General features: G+C 67.2%; 24 protein-coding genes. 17 read left to right on the top strand and 7 right to left on the bottom strand.

The window, feature by feature from the left end; translation table 11 throughout:
- Positions 1–2,562, top strand: a 2,562-nt coding sequence (gene infB / locus AC1DZV_RS18975; RefSeq protein WP_476954353.1) for a translation initiation factor IF-2, incomplete at its 5' end; no start/stop codon positions are given.
- 292 nt (positions 2,563–2,854) lie between these two features.
- Positions 2,855–3,364: a 30S ribosome-binding factor RbfA gene (gene rbfA / locus AC1DZV_RS18970; RefSeq protein WP_018774499.1), complete on the top strand. Its 510-nt coding sequence runs from the start codon at positions 2,855–2,857 to the stop codon at positions 3,362–3,364.
- A 70-nt stretch (positions 3,365–3,434) separates the two neighbouring features.
- Here rbfA and AC1DZV_RS18965 read toward each other — a convergent pair whose 3' ends face one another.
- Positions 3,435–4,562 (bottom strand): ScyD/ScyE family protein, encoded by a 1,128-nt coding sequence (locus AC1DZV_RS18965; RefSeq protein ID WP_476954352.1) that lies wholly within the window; start codon positions 4,560–4,562, stop codon positions 3,435–3,437.
- 283 nt (positions 4,563–4,845) lie between these two features.
- On the opposite strand from AC1DZV_RS18965, the gene trxA reads away from it, so the two are divergent.
- Complete coding sequence (gene trxA / locus AC1DZV_RS18960) at positions 4,846–5,274, top strand: thioredoxin (protein ID WP_476954351.1); 429 nt, start codon at positions 4,846–4,848, stop codon at positions 5,272–5,274.
- On the opposite strand, the gene AC1DZV_RS18955 is transcribed toward trxA, so the two are convergent.
- Together AC1DZV_RS18955 and AC1DZV_RS18950 are read right to left on the bottom strand one after the other, a co-directional pair.
- On the bottom strand, positions 5,271–5,480 hold the full coding sequence (locus tag AC1DZV_RS18955) for a hypothetical protein (RefSeq protein ID WP_028278246.1): 210 nt from the start codon (positions 5,478–5,480) through the stop codon (positions 5,271–5,273). The genes trxA and AC1DZV_RS18955 overlap by 4 nt on opposite strands.
- A gap of 87 nt (positions 5,481–5,567) precedes the next feature.
- Complete coding sequence (locus AC1DZV_RS18950) at positions 5,568–6,779, bottom strand: pyridoxal phosphate-dependent aminotransferase (RefSeq protein ID WP_476950540.1); 1,212 nt, start codon at positions 6,777–6,779, stop codon at positions 5,568–5,570.
- An 84-nt stretch (positions 6,780–6,863) separates the two neighbouring features.
- Here AC1DZV_RS18950 and truB point away from each other — a divergent pair, with 84 nt between their 5' ends.
- The 3 genes from truB to AC1DZV_RS18935 are packed head-to-tail and all read left to right on the top strand — an operon-like array spanning position 6,864 to position 8,726.
- The gene (gene truB / locus AC1DZV_RS18945; protein ID WP_476950539.1) at positions 6,864–7,847 is read left to right on the top strand and encodes a tRNA pseudouridine(55) synthase TruB; all 984 of its coding nucleotides are present in this window, start codon (positions 6,864–6,866) and stop codon (positions 7,845–7,847) included.
- Entirely contained in the window at positions 7,847–8,200 is a 354-nt protein-coding gene (locus tag AC1DZV_RS18940) for a hypothetical protein (protein ID WP_028278244.1), read from the top strand. Before truB ends, AC1DZV_RS18940 begins: the two co-directional genes overlap by 1 nt.
- A 1-nt stretch (position 8,201) precedes the next feature.
- Entirely contained in the window at positions 8,202–8,726 is a 525-nt protein-coding gene (locus tag AC1DZV_RS18935; protein WP_476950538.1) for a hypothetical protein, read from the top strand.
- Between the two features lie 10 nt (positions 8,727–8,736).
- On the opposite strand, the gene AC1DZV_RS18930 is transcribed toward AC1DZV_RS18935, so the two are convergent.
- A complete protein-coding gene (locus tag AC1DZV_RS18930) occupies positions 8,737–9,291 on the bottom strand; it encodes an NUDIX domain-containing protein (protein WP_476950537.1) in 555 nt (184 codons plus the stop codon).
- 184 nt (positions 9,292–9,475) lie between these two features.
- Here AC1DZV_RS18930 and AC1DZV_RS18925 point away from each other — a divergent pair, with 184 nt between their 5' ends.
- The 9 genes from AC1DZV_RS18925 (at position 9,476) to AC1DZV_RS18885 (ending at position 20,009) form a co-directional block, all read left to right on the top strand.
- Positions 9,476–11,200, top strand: coding sequence for an HNH endonuclease signature motif containing protein (locus tag AC1DZV_RS18925; protein ID WP_476954350.1), 1,725 nt, complete (start codon positions 9,476–9,478; stop codon positions 11,198–11,200).
- Positions 11,201–11,334: 134 nt separating this feature from the next.
- The gene (locus AC1DZV_RS18920; RefSeq protein ID WP_028277198.1) at positions 11,335–11,718 is read left to right on the top strand and encodes a hypothetical protein; all 384 of its coding nucleotides are present in this window, start codon (positions 11,335–11,337) and stop codon (positions 11,716–11,718) included.
- Between the two features lie 191 nt (positions 11,719–11,909).
- Entirely contained in the window at positions 11,910–12,893 is a 984-nt protein-coding gene (locus tag AC1DZV_RS18915) for a bifunctional riboflavin kinase/FAD synthetase (protein WP_476954349.1), read from the top strand.
- Between the two features lie 97 nt (positions 12,894–12,990).
- On the top strand, positions 12,991–13,845 hold the full coding sequence (gene kynA, locus AC1DZV_RS18910; RefSeq protein WP_223914012.1) for a tryptophan 2,3-dioxygenase: 855 nt from the start codon (positions 12,991–12,993) through the stop codon (positions 13,843–13,845).
- Positions 13,842–15,191, top strand: coding sequence for a kynureninase (gene kynU, locus AC1DZV_RS18905; RefSeq protein WP_476954348.1), 1,350 nt, complete (start codon positions 13,842–13,844; stop codon positions 15,189–15,191). The genes kynA and kynU overlap by 4 nt, the downstream gene beginning before the upstream one ends.
- Positions 15,192–15,329: 138 nt before the next feature.
- Positions 15,330–15,599 carry a 30S ribosomal protein S15 gene (rpsO, locus tag AC1DZV_RS18900; protein WP_018774485.1) on the top strand — a complete coding sequence of 90 codons (270 nt, stop codon included), beginning with the start codon at positions 15,330–15,332 and terminating at the stop codon, positions 15,597–15,599.
- Positions 15,600–15,846: 247 nt separating this feature from the next.
- Positions 15,847–18,057 (top strand): polyribonucleotide nucleotidyltransferase, encoded by a 2,211-nt coding sequence (locus tag AC1DZV_RS18895; protein ID WP_476954347.1) that lies wholly within the window; start codon positions 15,847–15,849, stop codon positions 18,055–18,057.
- Positions 18,058–18,104: 47 nt separating this feature from the next.
- Positions 18,105–19,454 carry a M16 family metallopeptidase gene (locus AC1DZV_RS18890; protein ID WP_243181750.1) on the top strand — a complete coding sequence of 450 codons (1,350 nt, stop codon included), beginning with the start codon at positions 18,105–18,107 and terminating at the stop codon, positions 19,452–19,454.
- A 57-nt stretch (positions 19,455–19,511) separates the two neighbouring features.
- Positions 19,512–20,009 carry a DUF1579 domain-containing protein gene (locus tag AC1DZV_RS18885; RefSeq protein ID WP_476954346.1) on the top strand — a complete coding sequence of 166 codons (498 nt, stop codon included), beginning with the start codon at positions 19,512–19,514 and terminating at the stop codon, positions 20,007–20,009.
- A gap of 4 nt (positions 20,010–20,013) precedes the next feature.
- Here AC1DZV_RS18885 and AC1DZV_RS18880 read toward each other — a convergent pair whose 3' ends face one another.
- The 3 genes from AC1DZV_RS18880 to moaA all read right to left on the bottom strand — a co-directional run bounded on the left by AC1DZV_RS18880 (position 20,014) and on the right by moaA (position 21,813).
- A complete protein-coding gene (locus AC1DZV_RS18880) occupies positions 20,014–20,295 on the bottom strand; it encodes a hypothetical protein (protein ID WP_028277204.1) in 282 nt (93 codons plus the stop codon).
- A 103-nt stretch (positions 20,296–20,398) separates the two neighbouring features.
- The gene (locus tag AC1DZV_RS18875; protein WP_079551345.1) at positions 20,399–20,665 is read right to left on the bottom strand and encodes a MoaD/ThiS family protein; all 267 of its coding nucleotides are present in this window, start codon (positions 20,663–20,665) and stop codon (positions 20,399–20,401) included.
- Positions 20,666–20,673: 8 nt separating this feature from the next.
- Positions 20,674–21,813 (bottom strand): GTP 3',8-cyclase MoaA, encoded by a 1,140-nt coding sequence (gene moaA, locus AC1DZV_RS18870; RefSeq protein ID WP_028277206.1) that lies wholly within the window; start codon positions 21,811–21,813, stop codon positions 20,674–20,676.
- A 132-nt stretch (positions 21,814–21,945) separates the two neighbouring features.
- Here moaA and AC1DZV_RS18865 point away from each other — a divergent pair, with 132 nt between their 5' ends.
- Together AC1DZV_RS18865 and AC1DZV_RS18860 are read left to right on the top strand one after the other, a co-directional pair.
- Complete coding sequence (locus AC1DZV_RS18865; protein ID WP_043436237.1) at positions 21,946–22,689, top strand: response regulator transcription factor; 744 nt, start codon at positions 21,946–21,948, stop codon at positions 22,687–22,689.
- Complete coding sequence (locus tag AC1DZV_RS18860) at positions 22,676–24,058, top strand: sensor histidine kinase (RefSeq protein ID WP_476950531.1); 1,383 nt, start codon at positions 22,676–22,678, stop codon at positions 24,056–24,058. Before AC1DZV_RS18865 ends, AC1DZV_RS18860 begins: the two co-directional genes overlap by 14 nt.
- The last annotated feature ends 107 nt before the right edge of the window (positions 24,059–24,165 follow it).

Genomic DNA, 24,165 nt, shown 5'->3' with positions numbered 1-24,165 from the left:
GCCCAGGCCCCGGCAGCCCCCGCCGCCCAGGCCCCGGCCGCTCCGTCGACGGGCGTCAAGCCCGGCGCGCGTCCGGCCCCTAAGGCTGAAACCCCGGCTGCTCCGGCACGCCAGGGTGGTTCTGCACCGCGTCCGGGCGGTCCCCGTCCCGGCAACAACCCGTTCGCCACGTCCCAGGGCATGCCCCGCGGCCGCGGCGGCGACAACGAACGCCCCTCGCGTCCGGGCAACAACCCGTTCGCTCCTTCCCAGGGCATGCCCCGTCCGGGCGGAAGCCGCACCGAGGGTGAACGCCCCGGTGGTCCGCGCCCCGCAGCAGGCGCAGGCGGCCCCCGTCCGGGTGGTCCCCGTCCGGCAGCAGGCGCAGGCGGCCCCCGCCCCGGCGCCCCGCGTCCGGCCGGCGCTCCCGGCGCCGGTCGTCCGGCAGGAGCCGGCGGCAACCGCCCGACTCCCGGCATGATGCCTAACCGCACCGAACGTCCCGCACCCGCTGGTGCCGGCCGTCCCGGCGGCGGAGGCCGTGGTCCGGGCCGTCCGGGTGGCGCTCCGGGTACCGGTGCTCCCGGTGCCGGTGGCGGCGCTCCGGCCGGTGGTGGCTTTGGTAAGGGCGGTCGCGGTCGCGGCGGCACCCAGGGTGCCTTCGGTAAGGGCGGCGCAGGCCGTGGCAAGCAGCGCAAGTCGAAGCGTGCCAAGCGTCAGGAACTGGAGCAGATGAGTGCTCCGTCGCTGGGTGGCGTGAGCGTACCCCGCGGCGACGGCAACACCGTAGTCCGGCTTCGCCGTGGCTCGTCCATCACGGACTTTGCCGACAAGATCGAGGCAAACCCGGCAGCACTGGTGACGGTCCTCTTCCACCTCGGCGAAATGGCCACCGCCACGCAGTCGCTGGATGAAGAGACCTTCGCCCTGCTCGGCGAGGAGCTTGGCTACAAGCTCCAGGTTGTGTCCCCGGAGGACGAGGAGCGCGAGCTGCTCTCCACCTTCGACATCGACTTCGACGCCGAACTGGAAGCCGAAGGCGATGAAGACCTCGAGGCACGTCCTCCGGTTGTCACCGTCATGGGTCACGTTGACCACGGTAAGACCCGACTGCTCGATGCCATCCGCAAGTCCGACGTTATGGCGGGCGAGCACGGCGGTATCACGCAGCACATCGGTGCCTACCAGGTCACCCACGCCCACGAAGGCATCGATCGCAAGATCACCTTCATCGATACTCCGGGCCACGAGGCGTTCACCGCCATGCGTGCCCGTGGTGCGAAGGTTACCGACATCGCCATCCTGGTGGTCGCAGCGGACGACGGCGTCATGCCGCAGACCGTTGAAGCCCTCAACCACGCCCAGGCGGCCAACGTGCCGATCGTCGTGGCCGTGAACAAGATCGACAAGGAAGGCGCCAACCCGGACAAGGTCCGCGGCCAGCTGACCGAGTACGGCCTGGTTCCGGAAGAATACGGTGGCGACACCATGTTCGTGGAGGTCTCTGCCCGCCAGAACCTGAACATCGACGAGCTCCTCGGCGCCGTTCTGCTCACCGCAGACGCCGCTCTGGACATGCGCGCCAACCCGAACAAGGACGCCCGCGGTATCGCGATTGAAGCCAACCTGGACAAGGGCCGCGGTTCCGTGGCCACCGTCCTGGTTCAGTCCGGTACCCTGCACGTCGGCGACACCATCGTGGCAGGCACGGCCCACGGCCGCGTCCGTGCGATGTTCGACGACGACGGCAGCGCCCTGACCGAGGCCGGCCCGTCCCGCCCTGTGCAGGTGCTGGGTCTGTCCAACGTCCCGCGCGCCGGTGACACCTTCTTCGTGACCGCTGACGAGCGTACCGCCCGCCAGATCGCCGAGAAGCGTGAAGCTGCCGACCGCAACGCCGCCCTGGCCAAGCGCCGCAAGCGCATCAGCCTGGAAGACTTCGACCAGGCCGTCGCCGATGGCAAGATCGACACCCTCAACCTCATCCTCAAGGGTGACGTGTCCGGTGCCGTGGAAGCCCTCGAAGACGCGCTGCTCAAGATCGACGTCGGCGAGGGTGTCCAGCTCCGCGTCATCCACCGCGGTGTCGGTGCGATCACGCAGAACGACGTCAACCTGGCAACGGTCGACAGCGCCGTCATCATCGGCTTCAACGTCAAGCCCGCCGAGCGTGTTGCCGAACTGGCAGACCGCGAAGGCGTGGACATGCGCTTCTACTCCGTCATCTACGCAGCAATCGATGACATCGAGGCAGCCCTCAAGGGCATGCTCAAGCCGGAGTACGAAGAGGTCCAGCTTGGCACCGCCGAGGTCCGCGAAGTGTTCCGTTCCTCCAAGTTCGGCAACATTGCAGGCTCGATCGTCCGCTCCGGTGTTATCCGGCGCAACGCCAAGGCCCGCATCAGCCGCGACGGCAAGATCATCGGTGACAACCTCACCGTTGAGACGCTCAAGCGCTTCAAGGACGACGCAACCGAGGTCCGCACGGACTTCGAGTGTGGTATCGGTCTTGGCTCGTTCAACGACATCACCGAAGGTGACATCATCGAGACCTTCGAGATGCGCGAGAAGCCGCGCGTCTAGGTTGGTTTAGCAGTACAGGTGCGGGGCCGTTGGATTTTCCGGCGGCCCTGCACTTTTCCGCCGTAGAGGGGGCCCCGCCCCTACGCTGGGTGGCCGACGTCTTACGACGTCAGCCCCCCAGCTCCGGCAGGCCCGATGCCACTCCCGGGCCCCCTCCACGGCTCCAAAGGGCCGCCGGAAGAATCCAACGGGAGTCCGTCGTAGACTCGCCTTAGGCGCGTGGCATGAAAACCCAACTGGTGTACGGCAGCCATTACAGCGCCGTCGTACATCCAAATTTTTAGGAGTGGAAATGGCTGATCCCGCACGGGCTGCCAAGTTGGCGCAGCGGATTAAGGTTGTCGTTGCTGAGGCGCTGGGCCGGAGGGTGAAGGATCCCCGCCTGGAAGGCGTCACCGTGACCGACTCTCGGGTGACCAACGACCTGCAGCACGCAACTGTTTACTACACCGTGTTCGGTGACGAGGTGGCCCAGGCCGATGCCGCCAAGGGGCTTGAGAAGGCCAAGGGCGTGCTGCGGCAGGAAGTCGGGCGGAACATCACCGTGCGGCTGACTCCGACGCTCGAGTTCGTGGCTGACCAGATCCCTGTCAACGCCTCGAACCTTGAGGAGCTGCTCCGGGCGGCGAAGAAGCGGGACGCCGAGGTGGCCGCGCTTGCCGAAAGTGCAAAGCACGCCGGCGACGCCGATCCTTACAAGAGTGACACTCCGCAGGACGTGGAGCTCGACGAGGACGACTTTGACGAAGAGGACTTGGACCTCATTGACAACGACGCAATCGATGAGGACCGCAACAAGTAGAAATGCCTTCCACAGCAGGGGCCGGAACCGGTAACGGATCCGGCCCCTGCTGTTCCGGGTCTTGGTGCTGCTAGGTGCCAGAGGCGCTATTTTGCGATGCGTGCTTGAGGCTCAGGACCGCGACTTGGCCGTTGGGGGGTGTTGTCGAGGGGCCCTCAGTCGGAAGGGCGTTGACGGTGGCGTACAGCGTGGAACCTTGAAGGGCGACGTCGGCCGTGAGCCCAGCGCTCAACAGCGTGCTCTGCCGGCCGGAGTCCCCGTCGATCTTGAGGACTCCCATACCAAACAGGGACGCGACGAACACGTCGCCGTCGTTATCCACCGCCAAGCCGGTGGGGGACAGGATCTTGTCCGCGAACACCTTCACGTGACCGTTGTCCGGATCCACCTTGAAGACGGCGCCCCTGGCCCCAAAGGACGGGTCCTCGGGTCCTCCCGGCAACGACGTGACGTAGAGCCAGCCGTCCGGCCCAACCCCAACATCGGTGGGTACCGGCTCGAAGTCGTAGCTCCGCCCGACCACGCAGGCCGGCAGGTGGTTGGCGGCTGCGGCTTCGGCCGTAATCGTGAACGGCCGAGGCGGCAGTACAGCGACGGTCCGTGTCTTCCCGCTCTCTATATCAACGGACACCACGCTGTTTGCGCCCGCATCCGCCACATAGAGGGTGTGGCCGGAGACGGTAATCCCGTATGGATGGGAATCCACTTCACCGTTGTAGGCCGCCGGCATCTCGGGCGGCAGCAGCGCTGCGCACCCGTTCGGCAGGTTGCGGAAGCCGTAGTGGACTTCTCCGTCGGCGTTATGCCCAGCTTCCAGTGCGGCGAAGTCGCCGTAGGTGCGTTGCCGACCGTCGCCATCGATGGTGTGAACATGACCGGCGAGCGGACGTTGGTCCTCGGGCCCAGCGCCCTGGCTCTCGAGGAAGTAGGTTGTCGATCCGCGCTGGGCATTTCCGGCGACGTCCCAAGCAGGATTCGAGTAGAGGACGCTCTTGGTACCGTGAGCGTCGATCCGGGTCAGCCGGCCCGCGAATTCTTCGCTGACCGTGACGGTTTTGTCATGGCCGGCGCTGACATGAAGCGGGGCCACCAGTCCGCCCGCCAAAGTGGCCGGTGGCTGTCCGTTCGGGGTGGCGGCCGCAGCCGTGAGGGTGGAAAGGAACACCGCGGCGATAGCAGCCGCGGATGGAAATGTCATTAGTTTTCTCATGGTGTGCTCCCGTGGCCGTGATGAAGTATCCACAGTTCGAGACCGATGAGACCGTTTGAAGATCGGGGAAGCACAGCCGGAAACCCACGCCTGCTTCCCAAGCGGATTGTATTCCGGTGGGCCGGCGAAGTCGACAGTTCCCGCGGACGCTCATTTCTCCTGGCTTGTCTCCTGTCCGCGGCGTCGGTGACCTTCGACTCTATGCCCGTCCAAGTGCAGGCGAGTCCCATGGACCCATGAGTGCGTGTATGCGGGAAGGCACCGGCGTGCCGTGGAATCCAGCCTGACTAAGTGCCCGCACTGCGGGAAGACCAACCGGATTCCTGCGGCGGCTGCCGGGCACCCGCGCTGCGGCAATTGTGGCCAGGATCTTCCGTGGATAGTGGCGGCGGGTGACGCAGATTTTCCGGTTGTGGCGGAGCAGTCTTCGGTTCCGGTTCTCGTCGATTTCTGGGCGGCCTGGTGCGGGCCGTGCCGGATGGTCAGCCCGGTGCTGGACAAGCTGGCGGTGGAGCGGGCCGGTAAGGTCAAGCTCGTGAAGGTCGACGTCGACACCTCCCCGGGGCTGTCCCGCCGGTTCGATATCCAGGCCATTCCCACGTTGCTTGTCATCAAGAACGGCACTGTGGCGGCCCGCCAGGCTGGAGCGCCGCCGGCCGCGGCCCTCCGCAGTTGGCTCGACGCCGCACTGTCCGCCTAGCGGCGTCTTGAGCGTCCTCGGGCTCCCAGCCCGCCGCCCAGCACGGGAGATCCCATGCCCAGGAGATAGCCGAAGTCGTACCAGTTTCCCGCACGGGCGGAGTTGTAGAACGGGAATTCACTCCAGAAGCCGAAGACATGGGCGATCAGGACGATCCATGCCGTCAGCCCATTCCAGAAACCCCACAACAGGTCTTGCCACCACACGATGTACTCCCTCGGCCGGAAATCGGCGGCGCCCTGCCGGGCCAGCCCGCCGCCAGTACACCGGGCAGGCCTGGAATCGCCGTGAGTTCAGGCTAGGGCGCCAGCTTCGCCGGCGATAGGGCCGGTTGACCCGTCGGTGCCCGCCGGCTCGCGCGCAGGGATGCGGCCGAGGCCCTCCACAAGATCGGCCTGGCTGCCGCAGAGCGCGATCCGGATCCAGCCCTCGCCGATCGAGCCGAACGCCGTGCCGGGGGCGAAGGCCACCCCGGAGTCCGCCAGGAAGCGGCGCGTCCATGACCGGACATCCCCGCCACTGGCATGCGAGACGTCCGCCCACAAATAGAACGCGCCTTGGGCCGCGAGGTAGGGGATGCCGTGGGTGCGCAGCACCGCCGAGGCCGCGTCGCGGTTGGCCCGGTAGTGGGCATGGGCGTGGCTGACGTAGTCCTGCGGACCGGTCAGCGCTGCCAGCGCGGCGTACTGCGACGGCGAGGCCACGCACGACACGATCGACTCCATGACGTTGTTCATCTTCTGTTCCAGCCCCGGCGGGCAGATCAGCGCACCGATCCGCAGTCCCGTCAGCCCGTAGGTTTTGGAGAGCGTGAGCGAGGTGAAAACGCGTGCTTCGCCTGGGGCGTCGCTGTCGAAGCGGGCCGGGCTGACGTGCGGGACATCGTAGGTGAACGCCTCGTAGCATTCGTCCGAGATGACCCACAGATCGTGCCGCCTCGCCAGCTCCACGAGCCGGCGGGTCAGATCCTCGCCCAGGACAGCACCGAGCGGGTTGGACGGGGAATTCAGTATCAGCACCTTGGTGCGGGGCGTGATGAGCGCCTCGATGTCCTCGATCCGCGGCTGGAAATCGTGCTCCGGGTACAGCGGGTAGCGGACCGGAACGGCGTGCAGCAGGCTGGACGTCATCGCGAAGGTGGGGTAGCCGGGATTGGGGATGAGGATCTCATCCCCGGGGGAGAGCAACAGGCTCATGGCGAAATGCAGGCCCTGCTGGGCGCCGTCGACCACGTAGACGCGCTCCGCGCCGACCGGCGTCGCATTGTGTTCACGGAAGCGGGCGGCGAAGGCCTCCCGCAACGCGGGGATCCCGGCGTTCGGTGTGTAGTTGGTCTCGTCCCGGTCCAGGCACGCCATGCCGGCTTCGAGGACATGGCGGGGGACTGCGAAGCCCGGCTCCCCGATACTCAGCACGATCGCACCGGGCGTTCCCCAGGCGGCTTCGGTGATCTCGCGGATCTGGTTGATCGGGACGTCGCGGACATGTGCGGCAAGCTCGGGCATGTCTGCCATCCTAACGCCCGGCGTCCGCGGTGGCGGCGGGACGGTGGGCGTCGGGGCAGGGCTGGCCCGCATATACTGGGAGGCGTGCTTTCTGGACTGGTGATAGTAGACAAGCCGCAAGGTTGGACCAGCCACGATGTGGTTGGACGGATGCGGCGGATTGCCGGTACCCGAAAGGTTGGCCACGCCGGGACACTGGATCCGATGGCCACCGGCGTTCTGGTGGTGGGCATCAACAAGGCCACCCGGCTGCTGACTTACATCGTGGGCACGTCCAAGACCTACACGGCCACCATCAGGCTCGGTGAATCCACCGTGACGGACGACGCGGAAGGCGAGGTCACCGCCACCCGCAGCGCCGCCGGGGTCACCGAAGACGCCGTCCGCGCCGGCGTCGCGGCACTGACCGGGGAAATCGAGCAGGTTCCCAGCAGCGTCAGTGCCATCAAGGTCAACGGCGAACGCGCCTACGCCCGGGTCCGGTCCGGTGAAGAGGTCAAGCTCGCAGCCCGGCCTGTAACGATCCACCGCTTTGAGATCCACGAGACCCGTCCCGTCCACGACGGCGAGGCCCTCGACGTCGACGTCACCGTGGAGTGCTCCTCCGGTACCTACATCCGTGCCCTGGCCCGCGACCTCGGCGATGCTCTCGGCGTCGGCGGCCACCTGACTGCACTGCGGAGGACTCAAGTGGGTCCATACACCCTTGATCAGGCGCACACCCTCGAACAATTGGCCGAGACGCTGGATGTCCTGGAAATCTCGGACGCCGCACGGGCACTCATGCCGAACCGCGAACTCAGCGAGGCGGAAACCACCGAGATTTCCTTCGGCCGCAGAATCGGAGCCGGAGCAACCGCAGGCACGCCCGAGGCAGCGACCGCGGACAAACCGGCAGCGGCGTTCGCGCCGGATGGTTCCCTCGTGGCCCTCCTGGCCGATGCGGGAAGCTACGCCAAACCTGTGCTCGTCTTCGCGCCGGATAATGAAAAGCCCGGCAACGGCAAGCCGGCCACAGACAAGCAGCCAACAGATAAGCAGCCCACAGAAAAGCTGGCCGGCCAGTAGTGGACGCGTATTTCTACATCATTCTGGTGGTTGGCCTGCTCTCCAGCATCATCTGCGTCGTCGCGGGCCTCCTGAAGAAGGCGCCCAACGACACGACGATACTGTCGGTGGCCGCCGTCGAACTTGCCCTCCTGGTCTATCTGGGGGGTTCGATTGTCCGGGTGGCCAGCGGCGAGCGGATCGCGGGGGAGTCTTGGGAGTTCTGGGGCTATCTGGCGACGGCGCTGATCCTCCCGATCGGGGCCGTTTACTGGTCCATCCTGGAGCGGACCCGCTGGAGCAACTTTGTCCTGGCCGCCGTCGGCGTCACCGCCCTGGTGATGGCGGCGCGCATGAACCAGATCTGGTATTGAGATGGAAGAGGCAGAAAACGTGAGCGCAAACTCCCCGCACGACGGCACCGGAAACCCGGCGGCGCCGGCGTCCCGGACCCCTGGGCCGGCGGACGCTGGATCCGCCGACACTGCGCCGGCGACGACCGATACCCGCAACACCGGGCCGGGACGGCTGTTGATTGCTGTCTATGCCATCTTCGCGATTTCGGCGACGGCCCGGGCCGGCTACCAGATTCTCACGAAGTTTTCCGAGGCGCCGCTGGCCTACCTGCTGTCCGCGTTCGCCGCTGCCGTCTACGTCGTGGCCACGGTGTCGCTGGCGAAGCCGGGGCGCACCGCGTTCAAGGTCTCGGTGGCGGCAGTCATGGTGGAGCTTGTGGGCGTCCTGGTGGTGGGAGCACTCAGCGTGTTCGACTCGGTGAACTTCCCGCATGAGACAGTGTGGTCCCTGTTTGGCCGCGGCTACGGATTCATCCCGCTCCTGCTGCCGATCCTGGGACTCATCTGGCTGTACCGCCGACGGCCCGCGCCGCGGGACCACTAACTCCGGCTGACTACAAGCGGCCGGCGATGCGCCGGGCCTCCGTGAGCCTGCTGCGCAGCCCCGGCCAGGCCGCGGCGAAGCCCGGGTGCAGTTCCTTGCCGCCGACGCCGTCGATCCCCACCCACTGCAGTTCGATACTTTCCGCATCACTGATCGCGGCCTCGAACGGCTGCAGTGCAAGGGCCACCACGGTGGTGTAAGACCAGTAGCCGACGTCGAACACTGACGTAAACAGGACCTGGAGATTCCCCGGAGGCACGGCCGCTTCCTCGTGTGCTTCCCGCAACGCGCCGTGGATGGCTTCTTCCCCTTGGTGCAGGGCGCCGCCGGGGAGCCCCCAGGTGCCGCCCTGATGGCTCCACAAGGCGCGGTGCTGGAGGAGGACCCCCTTGGCGGGGTCGTGAACCAGGAGCCCGGCGGAACCGAACCGACCCCAGAACCGCCCCCGGTCGCCATCGACCCAGGCATCGCCAGGATCGCGTGGGCCCAACGGGCGGCGCGGATCGCCCGGCAGCAGTGGTGCGAACGGTGATTCCCCGACTTGGGGAGCGGCTGTGCTGTCCATCCCTACAGCTTGCCACGCACGGGTCCGTAGGAGGGCGGGGGTCGTACGCAGTGTTACGTGCCCAGACGTGCCCTATGGGCTCCAGGTGCTCTGAGGTGTGCTGCCGGGAGTCACCCACTATGAGTCGCGCGCCGGCAGAATGGCTTCCGTTATTTCTGTCGTACCCCTCTGGCAGGGTTTAGTTATGGAAGCCATTGGAGAGTTCATCCCGGACCGGGCCCCGTGGGCCGGCCCGGCTGTGTCCTCCCGGCATCCCCGCCTGGCCGCCGCGGGTGCGGCGGTGGACGCGGCGCTGGCGGCGCTGCGGGCTTCGAGCCCGACTGCGGATGTCGACGCCGCCTGGTTTGGCTTGCGGGAGGCCGCGGACTTTGCCGGCCACGTCGAGGACCTGTCCCGCACGGTCGAATACTTCCAGCTCGTTGCCGTGGCCGCGGTAGAGCGGACGCGCCAACAAGCCGCGTTCACCGCGCCGGCCGCACACGGCTGGGGTGAGGAAGCGTCCCAGGCGGGCTGGCTCACGGGCTGGAAACAGGAATCCGACGGCGGGACGGATGCAGGGGCCGGCGGGGGAGCTGATGCCGTTTCCGACGCCGGGGCTCACGGCGTACCTGTCGGCGGGACGCAGGCCGGGGCCGGAACTGGCCCCCGCGGTGACTTTGCCGGGCAAATGGGGATGTCCGCTGCAGCGGATGACGGCTACCGGAACGCCACAGATTTTTTGCGGGCGCGGCTGCGGATCAGCGCCGCCGAGGCAAAGCGCCGGCTGACGCTGGCCGCCGAGCTGCTGCCCCGCGCCGGCAGCGGCGGCCATACCGGGCCACCGGTCCGGGAGGAGCTCGCCGCCGCCGTCGCGTCCGGCGAGGTCGCGTCCCGGGCCGCAACCCTCGTCACGCTCGCCCTGGACCGGGTCCGGCACAGCTGCCTCCCCGAGGCCGCCGCCACCATGGAACATGCCCTGACAGTGACGGCCATCGAAAACGACGCCGACTTCCTGGCTCGGATCGCCCGCCGGTGGACCGAGGCGCTGGACCAGGACGGCGCCGAGCCCTCCGAGGAACTGCTCCGCCGGATCCAGGGCGCCTTTCTCCGCAAACCCCGGCACGGCCTGCAGCACCTGGAAATCTTCGCGACCGCGGACCAGTTCGAGCACCTGATCACCGTGATGAACACCGCCACCAACCCTCGCACCGGCGAGGGCACCGCCACCGGCAACACGGCGCAAGCCGGACCGGGCGACGGGTCAGCGGCGTCGGATGCGCCCGGCCCGTCTGACGAGCCCGCCACGGCCGAAAAGGACGCCGCACTGCTGTCCCTGGACCTCCGCTCCCGGCCGCAACGGCTGCTCGACGGCCTGGTCGGCGCGTGCAAAGCAGCCCTCGCCACCGGAGGGCTGCCCGCCGCAGGCGGACTTCGGCCCCAGATCATGGCCACCATCGACTACCGCGACCTGCTCACCCGGCTCGGGACGACCGGCTCCGAAAACGGGGCCACGGGATCTCTGGCGTTCACCGGTCCCGTCACCGCGTTCACGGTGCGCAAAATGGCCTGCGACGCGGACATCATCCCGGTCGTCCTCGGCGGCGAGGGCCAGATCCTGGACATCGGCCGCGCCTCCCGCGTCTTCCCGCCCCACATCCGCAAGGCCATCACGGCCCGGGACCGGGGCTGCGCCTTCCCGCAATGCACGATCCCGGCCCCCTGGTGCGAGGCCCACCACATCACCTACTGGTCCCGCGGCGGAACCACCGGAACCGGCAACGGCACCATGCTCTGCTCCCATCACCACCACGTGATCCACAAGGAACACTGGAGCATCCAGATACGGACCGGGATCCCCTGGTTCATCCCGCCACCCCACCTCGACCCCGCCCGGACGCCCCGCCGGAACACCTACTTCCGCCTGGAGTGACCCCTCGCCTGGACTGAAGCTCGCCTCGACTGACCCGGTGGGACCCCCGAAACCGGCGCCCCTCCGTCGCCGGGCTCCCTGCACCGGGCCGAAAGTCCCAAGCATGCGCGCCCGGGCGGGCCTAGGGTGGAGGCATGGACCAGCGCAGTCTGATGCTGCGGGCAGTGAAGACGCTCCACACCCTTGCCTGGCTCGTGATCGAGGCCTGTATGGCCTACGTCCTGTACGCCGGCATCACGGGCCGCAATGACCGGAAAACGAGGGCCGCCGCCGTCGTGGTTGCCAGCGAATCGCTGATTTTTGCGGGCACCGGCTTCCAGTGCCCGCTGACCGTCGTCGCGAAAAATCTTGGCGACGGCTCGGGCTCCGTCACGGACATCTACCTCCCGCGGTGGTTAGCGAATATCCTGCCCGGGCTGCACGTCCCCCTCATCCTCGTCGCCGTGCTGCTGCATTGGCGGAATTGGCGGAAACAGACGGTGCGCGACAGCGAGCGGCGGCTTTTGCTCGGACGCTAGCGCGCACCCGCCTCACACCTTCGCCCTGCCGCCGATTAACCGTGGTCCCTCCGGCGGGGCCTTTACGGGGCTGCCCCGGGAGCCCGGCGGACCGTCCGGAAGTTGCCCGGATTGCGGGTAATCTTAGAGAGTTCCGGAGCCGGCACGGTCGCTCCGGAGCAGTTCATGGCAGGCAGCAAAAGGCGAGGTTGATGGTCCACATCTGGAACGATCTGTCCGAGGTCCCGGCGGACTTTGGTCCTTCGGTTGTCACGTTCGGCAATTTCGACGGCGTGCACCGCGGCCACCAGCAGGTGCTGTCGCAGCTCATCCGTACCGCCCGGTTGAATCACGCACGCGCCGTCGCCATCACCTTCGACCCGCACCCCGCGCAGGTACACCGTCCGGAATCGGCTCCCGAACTGATCATGGGGCTGGAGGACAAGCTCGTGGCCCTCGGAGAGCTCGGCCTCGACGCCGTGCTGGTGATGAAGTACTCGATGGAGCTCGCCAGCCTCACTCCCGAGGAATTCGTCGCGACAGTGCTGGTCGACAGCCTCAAGGCCAGCCACGTGGTGATCGGCCACGACGCCCGGTTTGGCCGCGGCAATTCCGGCGACCTCGCCACCATGCAGGAACTGGGCAAGAAGCTCGGGTTCGAGGTGCTGGTCATCAGCGAATTCGGCTCAGAGGGCTTTCCCATCCACGACGACGACGGCACGGACCGCCGCTGTTCGTCCACGTGGGTGCGCGAGGCCCTGCGCGCGGGCGACGTCGCCACCGCCGCTGCCGTGCTCGGCAGGCCGCACCGGATGCGCGGCGAGGTAGTACACGGTGCCGCACGTGGCCGCGACCTCGGGTTCCCCACCGCGAACCTCTCCTCGACGGTCACCGGGTACATCCCCGCGGACGGCATCTACGCCGGCTGGCTCGTGGACCAGGCAGGCACGCGCTGGCCCGCCGCCATCTCCGTGGGCTCGAACCCGACATTCGACGGCGTGAGCCGTCAGGTCGAGGCCCACGTGATCGACCGCCCGGAAGAGTCTCCCGACGACTTCGATCTGTACGACCAGACAGTTGTGGTGGAATTTGTCGCCAGGCTCCGCGGCATGGTGGCGTACCGTGGGGCTGGAGCTTTGGTGGAGCAGATGCGCCTGGACGTCGTCCAGGCCCACGACCTCCTGTTCGCCCACTAAAAACCCGGCCGGATCGGCGTCGGCCCCCGCGCTGACAATGTTCTGATTCACTGGAGCCGCGCTGATTCACAGCCACTTGGCAAGGAAGGCAAGACACGTGACCATCGAGAAAAACACGAGGGAACTGGACCAGGACATTGTCCGGGACTTCAGCGCGCGGATGAGCTACGCGTCCTACCTGCAGTTGCCCACCTTGCTCAGCGCCCAGCAGCCGGTCAGCACCCCGGAACACCACGACGAGATGCTGTTCATCATCCAGCACCAGACCACGGAGCTGTGGCTGAAGCTGGTATTGCACGAGCTTCGCAGCGCCGCCGCGTGGCTGCGGTCGGACGACCTCGGGTCCGCCCTGAAAGCGATTGCCCGCGTCAAGCACATTCAGAAGACGCTCACCGAGCAATGGTCCGTCCTGGCCACCCTGACGCCCACCGAGTACTCCCAGTTCCGCGGCTTCCTCGGCAACTCGTCCGGATTCCAGTCCAGCCAGTACCGTGCGGTGGAGTTCCTCCTCGGCAACAAGAACGCCAAGATGCTTCCGGTGTTCGAATCGGACCCCGAGGCCCACGAGATGCTGCGCGAACTGCTCGAAGCCCCCAGCATCTATGACGATTTCCTCGCCTATCTCAAGCGCCAGGGCTTTGACGTCCCTGCCTCCCTGCTGGAGCGCGACGTCACCAAGGCCCACGAGTTCTGCCCCGAACTGGTCCCGGTGTTCAAGTACATCTACGAGAACGCCGCCGACAACTGGGGCGCATACGAGGCCTGCGAGGAACTTGTGGACCTTGAGGACAACTTCCAGCTGTGGCGCTTCCGCCACCTGCGCACCGTCCAACGGACCATCGGCATGAAGGCCGGCACCGGCGGATCCAGCGGCGCCGCGTTCCTGCAGAAGGCCCTCGAACTGACCTTCTTCCCCGAGCTCTTCGCCGTGCGGACGGAGATCGGCCAGTGAGCATCTCCGCCAACACCGAAGCGACGGACAGCCTGTGGAGGCGCGCCCTCGAGCTCGACGCCGCGGATCCGCTGGCCGGCTACCGCGACCACTTCGTCGGCACGGACACGGACCTGTCCTACCTTGACGGCAACTCCCTGGGCCGTCCACTCAAGCGGACCGTCACCGACATCAGCAGCTTCATCCAGGACAGCTGGGGCGGCCGCCTGATCCGGGGGTGGGACGAGGAATGGCTCGAACTGCCCCAGAAGATCGGCGACCAGCTCGGCCGCGCCGTACTCGGCGCGGCGCCGGGGCAGACGATCATTGCCGATTCCACCACCGTGGTGCTGTACAAGCTCATCCGCGCCGCGCTGGCAGCCGTCACCGATCCGGCCCGGACCGAGATCGTCCTGGACACCGATAATTTCCCCACCGACCGCTACCTGGTGGAGGGAATCGCCCGTGAAGAAGGCCTGAGCCTGCGCTGGATCCACGCCGATCCCGCCTCCGGCGTCACCGTCGAGCAGGTGCGGGACGCCACCGGGCCGGCCACCGCCGTCGTGGTCCTGAGCCAGATCGCCTACCGCTCCGGCTTCCTCGCGGACCTGCCGGGCATCACCGCGGCAATCCACGACGCCGGCGCACTGGTGGTGTGGGACCTGTGCCACTCCGCCGGGTCTGTAGAGATCGCTTTGKACGACGCCGACGTCGACTTCGCGGCAGGCTGCACCTACAAATATCTGAACGGGGGACCGGGCTCGCCCGCGTTCGCCTACATCAACGCACGGCACCTGGCCGGGCTGCAGCAGCCCATCTGGGGCTGGATGGGGCGCAAGGACGCGTTCGAGATGGGTCCCGGCTACGAGGCCGCCCCCGGCATCCGCGGCTTCCTCAGCGGCACTCCGGCGATCTTCGGGATGCTCGCCATGCGCGGCACCCTGGACCTGATCGAGGAAGCGGGGATGGCTGCGCTCCGGGAGAAGTCGCGGCTGCTGACCGCTTATGCCCTCGAACTTTACGACGCGTGGCTGGCGCCGGCCGGCGTGCAGCTGTCCACCCCGCGGGCGGCGGAACTGCGCGGCAGCCACGTGACGATCGACCACCCGGCCTTCCGTGAAATGACCGCCACATTGTGGGACCAGGACGTGATTCCCGATTTCCGCGCCCCGCAGGGCCTCCGGATCGGGCTCTCGCCGCTCAGCACATCCTTCGCGGAGCTTTACCGGGGCGTCGCCGCCATTCGCGAACTGCTCTCAGCCCAGGAAAGTGGAAACCCGCAACCGCCGCAGGCAGCTGGCGCGCCGCCAGAGTCGGCGGCCGCGCCCGGCGGTTTCGACAAGACCGCGGACGTGCCACTAAACTGAACGTTGGATCCGGCTGCAGTCCGTGGCGGCTGGCTCCTGTTGTGTACGGAATACCCGGCTTCGGCGGGGGATTCCGGGACGGCACCCCCGGCAGTGAATTACTGATTCGGGCCTCACGGCACATCTCTAGGAGTTATTGTGGCACTTGAAGCCGCTGTAAAGCAGTCCATCATCAAGGATTTCGCAACGTCCGAGGGCGACACCGGTTCGCCGGAGGTCCAGGTTGCAGTCCTGACTCAGCGGATCAAGGATCTCACTGAGCACATGAAGGAGCACAAGCACGATTACCACACCCAGCGCGGTCTGCTGGCCATGGTTGGTCGTCGCAAGCGCATGCTCACCTACCTCAAGAATACTGACATCACCCGCTACCGTAAGCTCATCGAGCGCCTCGGCCTGCGTCGCTAGTCAGCTTTAAGGGGCGGCCCCTTCCGGACCGGAAAGGGCCGCCTTCTTCAGGAAAAAACTAAACAGGAGGATCAACCGCATCACGCATTCGCGGTCCTCGGTAGTGATCCCCGGGAACGGCCTCAAGGAATGAGGCCCGGCCCGTGGGTCTCGATCGATGACCGGGTGCAGTGCAGGCCAGTAGACAGATGCTGGACTGGGTTGATGCGGCTGGGCTCCGTGAACCAAGAAACGGAGGTGACTCTCTATGGAGGGTCCCGAAATCCAGTTCTCAGAAGCAATCATTGACAATGGCCGCTTCGGCAAGCGTGTAATCCGCTTTGAAACCGGCCGCCTTGCCAAGCAGGCAGCCGGCGCAGCGATGGTCTACATCGATGAAGAGACCGCGCTGCTGTCCGCAACCACCGCCGGCAAGCACCCGCGTGAAGGTTTCGACTTCTTCCCGCTGACCGTCGACGTCGAAGAGCGTATGTACGCCGCCGGCCGCATCCCGGGCTCGTTCTTCCGCCGCGAAGGCCGTCCCTCCACGGAAGCCATCCTGGCCTGCCGCCTCATGGACCGCCCGCTGCGCCCCGCGTTCGTCAAGGGCCTGCGCAACGAAGTCCAGATCGTCGTCACCGTGCTGTCCATCAACCCGGACGAGCTCTACGACGTCGTCGCGATCAACGCGTCCTCGATGTCCACCCAGCTTTCCGGCCTGCCCTTCTCCGGCCCGATCGGCGGCGTCCGCGTTGCCCTCGTTGCGGACGAGAACGGCTCGCAGTGGGTTGCGTTCCCGAAGCACTCCCAGCTCGAGAACGCCGTCTTCAACATGGTCGTCGCCGGCCGCATCGCCGGTGACGACGTCGCCATCATGATGGTTGAAGCCGAAGCCACCGACAACTCCTGGAACCTCATCAAGGAACAGGGCGCCACCGCCCCGACCGAAGAGGTTGTCTCCGAGGGCCTCGAGGCTGCCAAGCCGTTCATCAAGGCCCTTTGCGAAGCACAGTCCGACCTGGCAGCCCGCGCCGCCAAGCCGACCGTCGAGTTCCCGGTCTTCCTGGACTACCAGGACGACGTCTACGCCGCCGTGGAGTCCGCTGCCGCCGAGAAGCTGGCCGCTGTCTTCCAGATCGCCGACAAGCAGGAACGCGACACCGCGTCCGACGAGCTCAAGGACGAGGTCACCTCTTCCCTGGCCGGCCAGTTCGAAGGCCGCGAGAAGGAACTGTCCGCAGCCTTCCGCTCCGTCACCAAGCAGGTTGTGCGCCAGCGCATCCTCAAGGACCAGATCCGCATCGACGGCCGTGGCCTGACGGACATCCGCCAGCTCACCGCCGAGGTTGAGGTTCTGCCCCGCGTCCACGGCTCGGCCATCTTCGAACGCGGCGAGACCCAGATCATGGGTGTCACCACGCTGAACATGCTCAAGATGGAACAGCAGATCGACTCGCTGTCTCCCGTGACGCGCAAGCGCTACATGCACAACTACAACTTCCCGCCGTACTCCACCGGAGAGACCGGCCGCGTCGGTTCCCCGAAGCGCCGCGAAATCGGCCACGGTGCCCTCGCAGAGCGCGCCATCATGCCGGTGCTGCCGTCCCGCGAGGAATTCCCCTACGCCATCCGCCAGGTGTCTGAGGCTCTCAGCTCCAACGGTTCGACGTCGATGGGTTCCGTCTGCGCCTCCACGCTGTCCCTGCTGAACGCAGGCGTGCCGCTGAAGGCTGCTGTTGCCGGTATCGCCATGGGCCTGGTCTCCGACCAGGTCGACGGCCAGACCCGTTACGCCGCCCTGACCGACATCCTCGGCGCCGAAGATGCCTTCGGTGACATGGACTTCAAGGTTGCCGGTACCTCCGAGTTCGTCACGGCCATCCAGCTGGACACGAAGCTCGACGGCATCCCGGCCTCGGTCCTGGCCGCCGCCCTGAAGCAGGCCCGCGAAGCCCGCCTGCACATCCTGGACGTCCTGAACTCCGCGATCGACACCCCGGACGAGCTCTCCGAGTTCGCGCCGCGCGTCATCGCGGTCAAGATCCCGGTTGACAAGATCGGCGAGGTCATCGGCCCGAAGGGCAAGATGATCAACCAGATCCAGGAAGACACCGGAGCCGACATCTCGATCGAGGACGACGGAACTGTCTACATCGGCGCCACCAACGGCCCGTCTGCCGACGCAGCACGGTCCGCGATCAACGCCATCGCCAACCCGCAGATCCCGGAAATCGGTGAGCGCTACCTGGGCACGGTCGTCAAGACCACCACCTTCGGCGCCTTCGTTTCCCTGACCCCGGGCAAGGACGGCCTCCTGCACATCTCCGAGCTGCGCAAGATCGCCGGCGGCAAGCGCGTGGACAACGTCGACGACGTCGTCTCCGTGGGCCAGAAGATCCAGGTGGAAATCACCAAGATCGACGATCGCGGAAAGCTGTCCCTCTCGCGGTGGATCAACCACCGGCCCCGCTGCTGTTAAAGGTAGGATGGCAGGCAGATTTGGCATGTGTTCAATGAAAGGCCTTGATGACTGTCGTCCCCCTGCCGCTAGAGCAGAACCAGCACGCTGACACCCTGATCCACGGCGCCGACGGCGGCTCCGAGGTGCGACGCTCGGTCCTGCCCGGCGGCGTCCGCGTCCTCACCGAAGCGATGCCCGGCCAGCGCTCTGCCACGATCGGTTTCTGGGTCGGCGTCGGCTCCCGCGACGAGGCTCCCGGCCAGCACGGCTCCACGCACTTCCTGGAGCACCTGCTCTTCAAGGGCACCAAGCGCCGCACCGCGCTGGAGATCGCCTCGGCCTTCGACGAGGTCGGCGGGGAATCCAATGCGGCCACCGCGAAGGAGAGCACCTGCTACTTCGCCCGCGTGCTGGACACGGACCTTCCCATGGCGATCGACGTCATCGCGGACATGATCACCGGTGCGGTCCTGGACCCGCAGGAGATGGAGCAGGAGCGGGACGTCATCCTCGAGGAAATCGCCATGGACAGCGACGATCCCACCGACGTCGCGCACGAGAACTTCGTGGCCGCCGTGCTGGGAACGCACCCGCTGGGCCGCCCCATCGGCGGCACGCCGGCAGCCATCCGGGCCGTGGCGCGCGACTCGGTGTGGGACCACTACCGCCGCTACTACCGTCCCGACGAGCTCGTGGTCACCGCGGCCGGCGGCCTGGACCACGACGTCGTCTGCGGGCTCGTGGTGGATGCCCTGCACTCCGCCGGCTGGAACCTTGAGGCCGCGGCCGCCCCCGTGCAGCGCCGCTCCACCGAACGTGCATCGATCACCGGCACGGCCGGCCTGCATGTGGTCAAGAGGCAGGTGGAGCAGGCCAACATCATTATGGGTTGCCCGTCGCTGGTCGCCACCGACGGCCGCCGCTTTGTGATGAGTGTGCTCAACGCCGTCCTCGGCGGCGGCATGTCCTCCCGCCTCTTCCAGGAGGTCCGGGAAAAGCGCGGACTTGTCTACTCGACCTACTCTTTCGCCTCCTCCTACGCCGATGCCGGCTATTTCGGCATGTACGCCGGATGCACCCCGTCGAAGGTCCGGCAGGTCATTGATCTGCTGGGCGCCGAACTGGACAAGCTGGCTGCCGACGGCATCTCAGACGAGGAGCTCCGCAAGGCGGAGGGACAGCTGTGCGGCGGAATCGTGCTGGCGCTGGAGGACACCGGTTCCCGGATGTCCCGGCTGGGCCGCGCGGAACTGGTGTCCGGCGAGTACCAGGACATCGATGAGACCCTCCGCCAGATCAAGGCCGTCACAGCAGCGGAGGTCCAGGAGCTCGCCCGTGAGCTCGCGGCAGCCCCGCGGACCGTCACGGTGGTTGGCCCGTTCGAGGAAAGCGAGACGTTCGGGCTCCTGGCCTAGACATTCCAACTGGCGCGGCGCCATGATGGTGGCGGGGTCACTCGGGAGGAACTCCGTATGGGAGAAACTGTGGACCGGCCGCTGCCAGGCAATGCATGCGAGGCGCTTGAGGCTTTCCTGGGCCATTGGACGGGGACCACGCACTGGGAGGCAACCGCGTGGGGTCCGGCGCGCACCGCGGACACCGAGATTATCTTTTCCCGGGCAGCCGCCGGGCTTGCGGTCACCCAGAGCTACCGGCACACGGATGCGGACGGGACCCGGTCCGAGGGCCACGGTGTCTTCACGACGGACCCGGACCATCCCGAGGCCTTCTGGTACCACGTCAACAGCTTGGGGTTGCCGCCCGAGGGACCCGCGCGCGCCAGCATGGAAGGCGGCACCTTGACCGTGGAACGCCGGAGTGACCGCGGCACCGCACGGCACACCTTCCGGGTGGACGACGGTGAACTGACTCACGCCGCCGGTCTCCGCCTGGGCAAGGCGAGCGATTTCACGCCCTTCATGACCACCGTGTGCCGTCGCGTCGCTGAGGGCGCCTCCGTCCCGGTGTGAGGTCTTAGGAGGCGGCTTCGAGGATCCGGGTCTTTGGAGCCCCTTGTAGGGCCGGGGCGGCGTCGGCGGAGTTCCAGACCTTCGCCTGAAGATTGGCCAACAAGGCTTCCGCCTGCTCGCGTTGGTCGAAGTCCAACTCGACCACCACATAGTGCGGGTCGTCCACCGGGCGGCTGATCCGGTACGCAGTGACACCAGACGCCGCCCGGTTCACCGGATCACGGTCGAAGGCGGTCTTCCACATGCCAAAATCCTTGATCCTGTGCTCAATCTGCAGTGTGAACATGGCGCTCTCCTGATTGTTTTGTCGCCTGCCGCGGGTAGTCCACACTCTAGGACCGGTCCGGTCCACGCGGTAGCCCAGGAATCCGGGCCCAGCTGTGCTGTGCCTAGCCGCCGGCGAACGGCGGCAGCACGTCGACGACGTCGGCCGGCTGGAGCGCCGCGGCATGGTCCCGCACGGCAACTTCGTTGAGCAGGAAGCTGGAGCGGGACAGGATGCGGGCCAGCGGCGGCGTACCGGCCGGCGGTTCGGGGCGCTCGACGGCGAGGATCGCCTCGAGCAGCGAGGCGAGGGTGTCGCCGTCGGCGAGGTCGTAGCGTTCTTCATCCACGCCGGCGGCAGCGCGTGCGGCAGCGAAGTAGCGTACATTCACGAAAAAAATCAGCCTCCGATGGCGCTCATGCTGCGGTCCGGCTGGACGAAGTCGGGCGCGTCGAGGCCCACATGGTCCATGCCGTGGGCCTTGGGCTTGATCCACATGGCATCCTGCCAGCGTTCGGCGAGCTGTTCGTCGCTGGCGCCCTCGCGCAGCAGCCCCAGCAGGTCCACTTCCTCGCGCGAGAACAGGCAGCTCATGATCTTGCCCTCGGCGGTGATGCGCGTCCGGCGGCAGTCCGAGCAAAACGGCTCCGTGACGGAGGCGATGATGCCCACAGTGCCGAGCAGAGGGCCGGTGGCGCGGTCGGTGCCGGGAACCCGGGCCCGGACTTCGAACCGTTCCGCCGGGGCGCCGTCGCGGTCCCGCGGGTCGGAACTGAGCACGTAGTCGACCGAGAGCAGTTCGCGGATCTCCGCGGCGGTGATCATGTTCCGCCGGGTCCAGCCGTGGTCCGCGTCGAGCGGCATCTGTTCGATGAAGCGCAGTTCATAGCCGCGGTCCAGTGCCCAGGCCAGGAGGGCCGGCGACTCGGCGTCGTTGATCCCGCGCATGAGTACAGCATTGAGCTTTACCGGGCCCAGGCCTGCGGCCCAGGCGGCGTCGACGCCGGCGAGGACCCTGTCCAGGAAGGGCCGGCGGGTCAGCTTGGTAAAGGTTTCTTCATGCAGGGAGTCGAGCGAGACGTTGATTCTGGTCAGTCCCGCGGCTTTGAGTCCGGCGGCCTTCTTGTCCAGGCCGACGGCGTTGGTGGTCATCGAGATTGGCAGGTCGGGGTGGGCCTGGCGGAGCGCGGCGATGATCTGCAGCAGGTCCGCCCGCACCAGGGGCTCGCCGCCGGTCAGCCGCAATTCGCGCACGCCGAGCATATCGACGCCGATTCGCACGATCCGGACGATTTCCTCCGCGGACATCACCGCCTGTTTGGACAGCCATTCCAAGCCCTCGGCCGGCATGCAATAGGTGCAACGCAGATTGCACTTGTCCGTCAGTGAGAGGCGCATGTCGGTGGCACGGCGGCCGTAGCGATCCACGAGCCCGGCAGGCAGGCCCTCCGGACGCCCGGACAGCGCGGCTGCAGCAGGCATTCCCGCTCCGGGACTGCCTGCCGCGCGGGGCTGGGGCATACCCAGTTGAACTGTCATAGAGTCAGGCTACGCCACCTCGCTGCCCACGTCACAGCCGCATGACGGCACGGATATTACAGATTCGGGAACGATGTCCCGCGGGGGTCCGGAGCTCTGCCCGGACCGTGGCGGCGAACCTATGCTGGAAGCGTGAACAAGACCCAGCCGGCCCCGGACGCAACGGAGTACCGGCGCATCCTTCTCGTCGAGGACGAACCGACCATCGCCGGAGTGGTCCGGGACTACCTCGTTCAGGCGGGATACCAGGTGGTCCTCGCCGCCGACGGGTTCACAGCCCTGCGCCTTGCGGCCGAACGCCGCCCGGACCTCGTCCTGCTGGACCGGATGCTGCCGGGCCTGGACGGTGTGGAAGTCTGCCGCCGGCTCCGTGCCGCACACAGTGTCCCGGTCATCATGCTCACCGCCCTCGGAACGGAAGACGACCGGATCCTCGGCCTGGAAGCCGGCGCGGACGACTACGTCACCAAGCCATTCTCGCCCCGCGAGCTGGTACTGCGGGTCCGGTCGGTCCTGCGCAGGAGCATTCCCGAGTTCAGCCCGGAGCCCTCCGTCGAAGTAGGCGGTTTCGACCTCAACCCGGCCGCCCGCACCGTCTCACGCCACGGCACGCCCCTGGCGCTGACGGCCCGGGAGTTCGACCTGCTGGCCTTCATGCTCCGCCGTCCCCGGCAGGTCTTCAGCCGCGAGGAACTCATGAAGGCGGTCTGGGGCTGGGACTACGGGGACCTGTCCACTGTCACGGTGCACGTGCGGAGGCTGCGGGAGAAGATCGAGGACGACCCCACCCGCCCCTCCGTCCTGAAAACGGTCTGGGGCGTGGGGTACCGGCTGGACCCCAGCGACGAGGAGGAGTCCGCCGATGCAGACCTCTGAACTCCTGACCATCATCGGCTGGGCCGTTGCTTGGGGAGCCTTGATCGGGGCCGCGTCGCTGCTCATCCTGAAATCCCTGCGCCGGGCCTCGTTCGCAGTCCAGATCTGTGTGGTGGTGCTCGCTGCCGTGGCGGTCCTGACGGCCGGAATGGTCAGCGCCTTCAACGCCATGTTCATCTCGGCCCGGGACCTCGAAGTGATGTGGTACGTCCTGGCCGTGGCTTCCGCCGTGGCTGTTTCGATCGCGCTCGTGCTCGGATCGAGGGTTTCGCGGAACGCCAAGGCGCTGGTCGAGGCTGCCCGGAGCATCGGCCGCGGCGAGAGCCCCGGGATCCAGTCCCCGGTGATGAGCCACGAACTTGCCGCCCTCGCCGCCGAGCTCGAATCCAGCAGCCGGATGCTGGAGGCCTCCCGGCAACGGGAGGCCGCCGTCGAAAACGCCCGCCGCGAACTGGTCAGCTGGATCTCCCACGACCTGCGGACGCCGCTGGCGAGCATGCGCGCCATGACCGAGGCCCTGGAAGACGGAATGGCCGCGGATGTTCCCGGCTATTACCGCAAACTCATCGCGCAGACCGACCTCATGGCCGGCATGGTCAACGACCTCCTGGAATTGTCGAAGATCCATGCCGGAACGATGCGGCTCAAGGCCGAGCCGTTGGACCTGTACGACCTCGCCAGCGACGCCATTGCCGACCTCGCCGCGCTGGCGGAGCAGCACGGCATTACGCTCGACGGCGGCGGCCAACGGGAAAGCCTGGCCCTCGCCGACGGCCCCTCGATGGGACGTGCCATCCGGAACGTCGTGCTCAACGCGATCGTCCACAGCAGACCCGGCTCCAGGGTCACCGTGGAAGTCGGCCGGAACGGTGACCGGGCCGTCGTCGCGGTCACCGACGGCTGCGGCGGAATCCCGGAAGCGGACCTCCCGCATGTGTTCGAAACCGGCTGGCAGAAGGACCCGGCGCGGCGGCAGGCCGGCCGTTGGGCCGCCCCGGACGACGGACTGGACGGTATGGCCCCTGATGGCGCGGCCCGGGGCGACGGCTTCCGGGTGCCCGGGCCGGATGAGCCGGCGGGCGTCATGCGCTACAGCGGCGCCGGCCTTGGCCTGAGCATCGTCGCCGGAATCGTCAGCGCCCATCAAGGCACCGTCACCGTGGAGAACGTCGACGGCGGATGCCGGTTCTCGCTGCTGCTCCCCGGCCAGGGAGCAGCCGGCCAGGAGCCGGGTGGCAGCCACGGCACTTCTGCCGGGGAGCCTGCTGCCGGGGGAGCATCAGCCCCGGCAGCAGCAGCCCAGGGCACACGCAACAGGATTCCGCGCGACGCGGTAGAGGAAAAACTCCGGACGGGACGGGCACAGTGAGCAGCGGCGTCGGATTTGACGGGCAGGGGAAGGAAACCGGCGGCACACTCGCCGGCAGGGAACAGCAGCATACGGAACCGGGAGTCCGGCAGCGGCAGTCCCGGGAC

It is taken from the genome of Arthrobacter sp. P1_D12 (genome assembly GCF_056406175.1).
The sequence above is the reverse complement of the archived record's forward strand: the minus strand, read 5'-3'. Positions and strand labels throughout refer to the sequence as shown.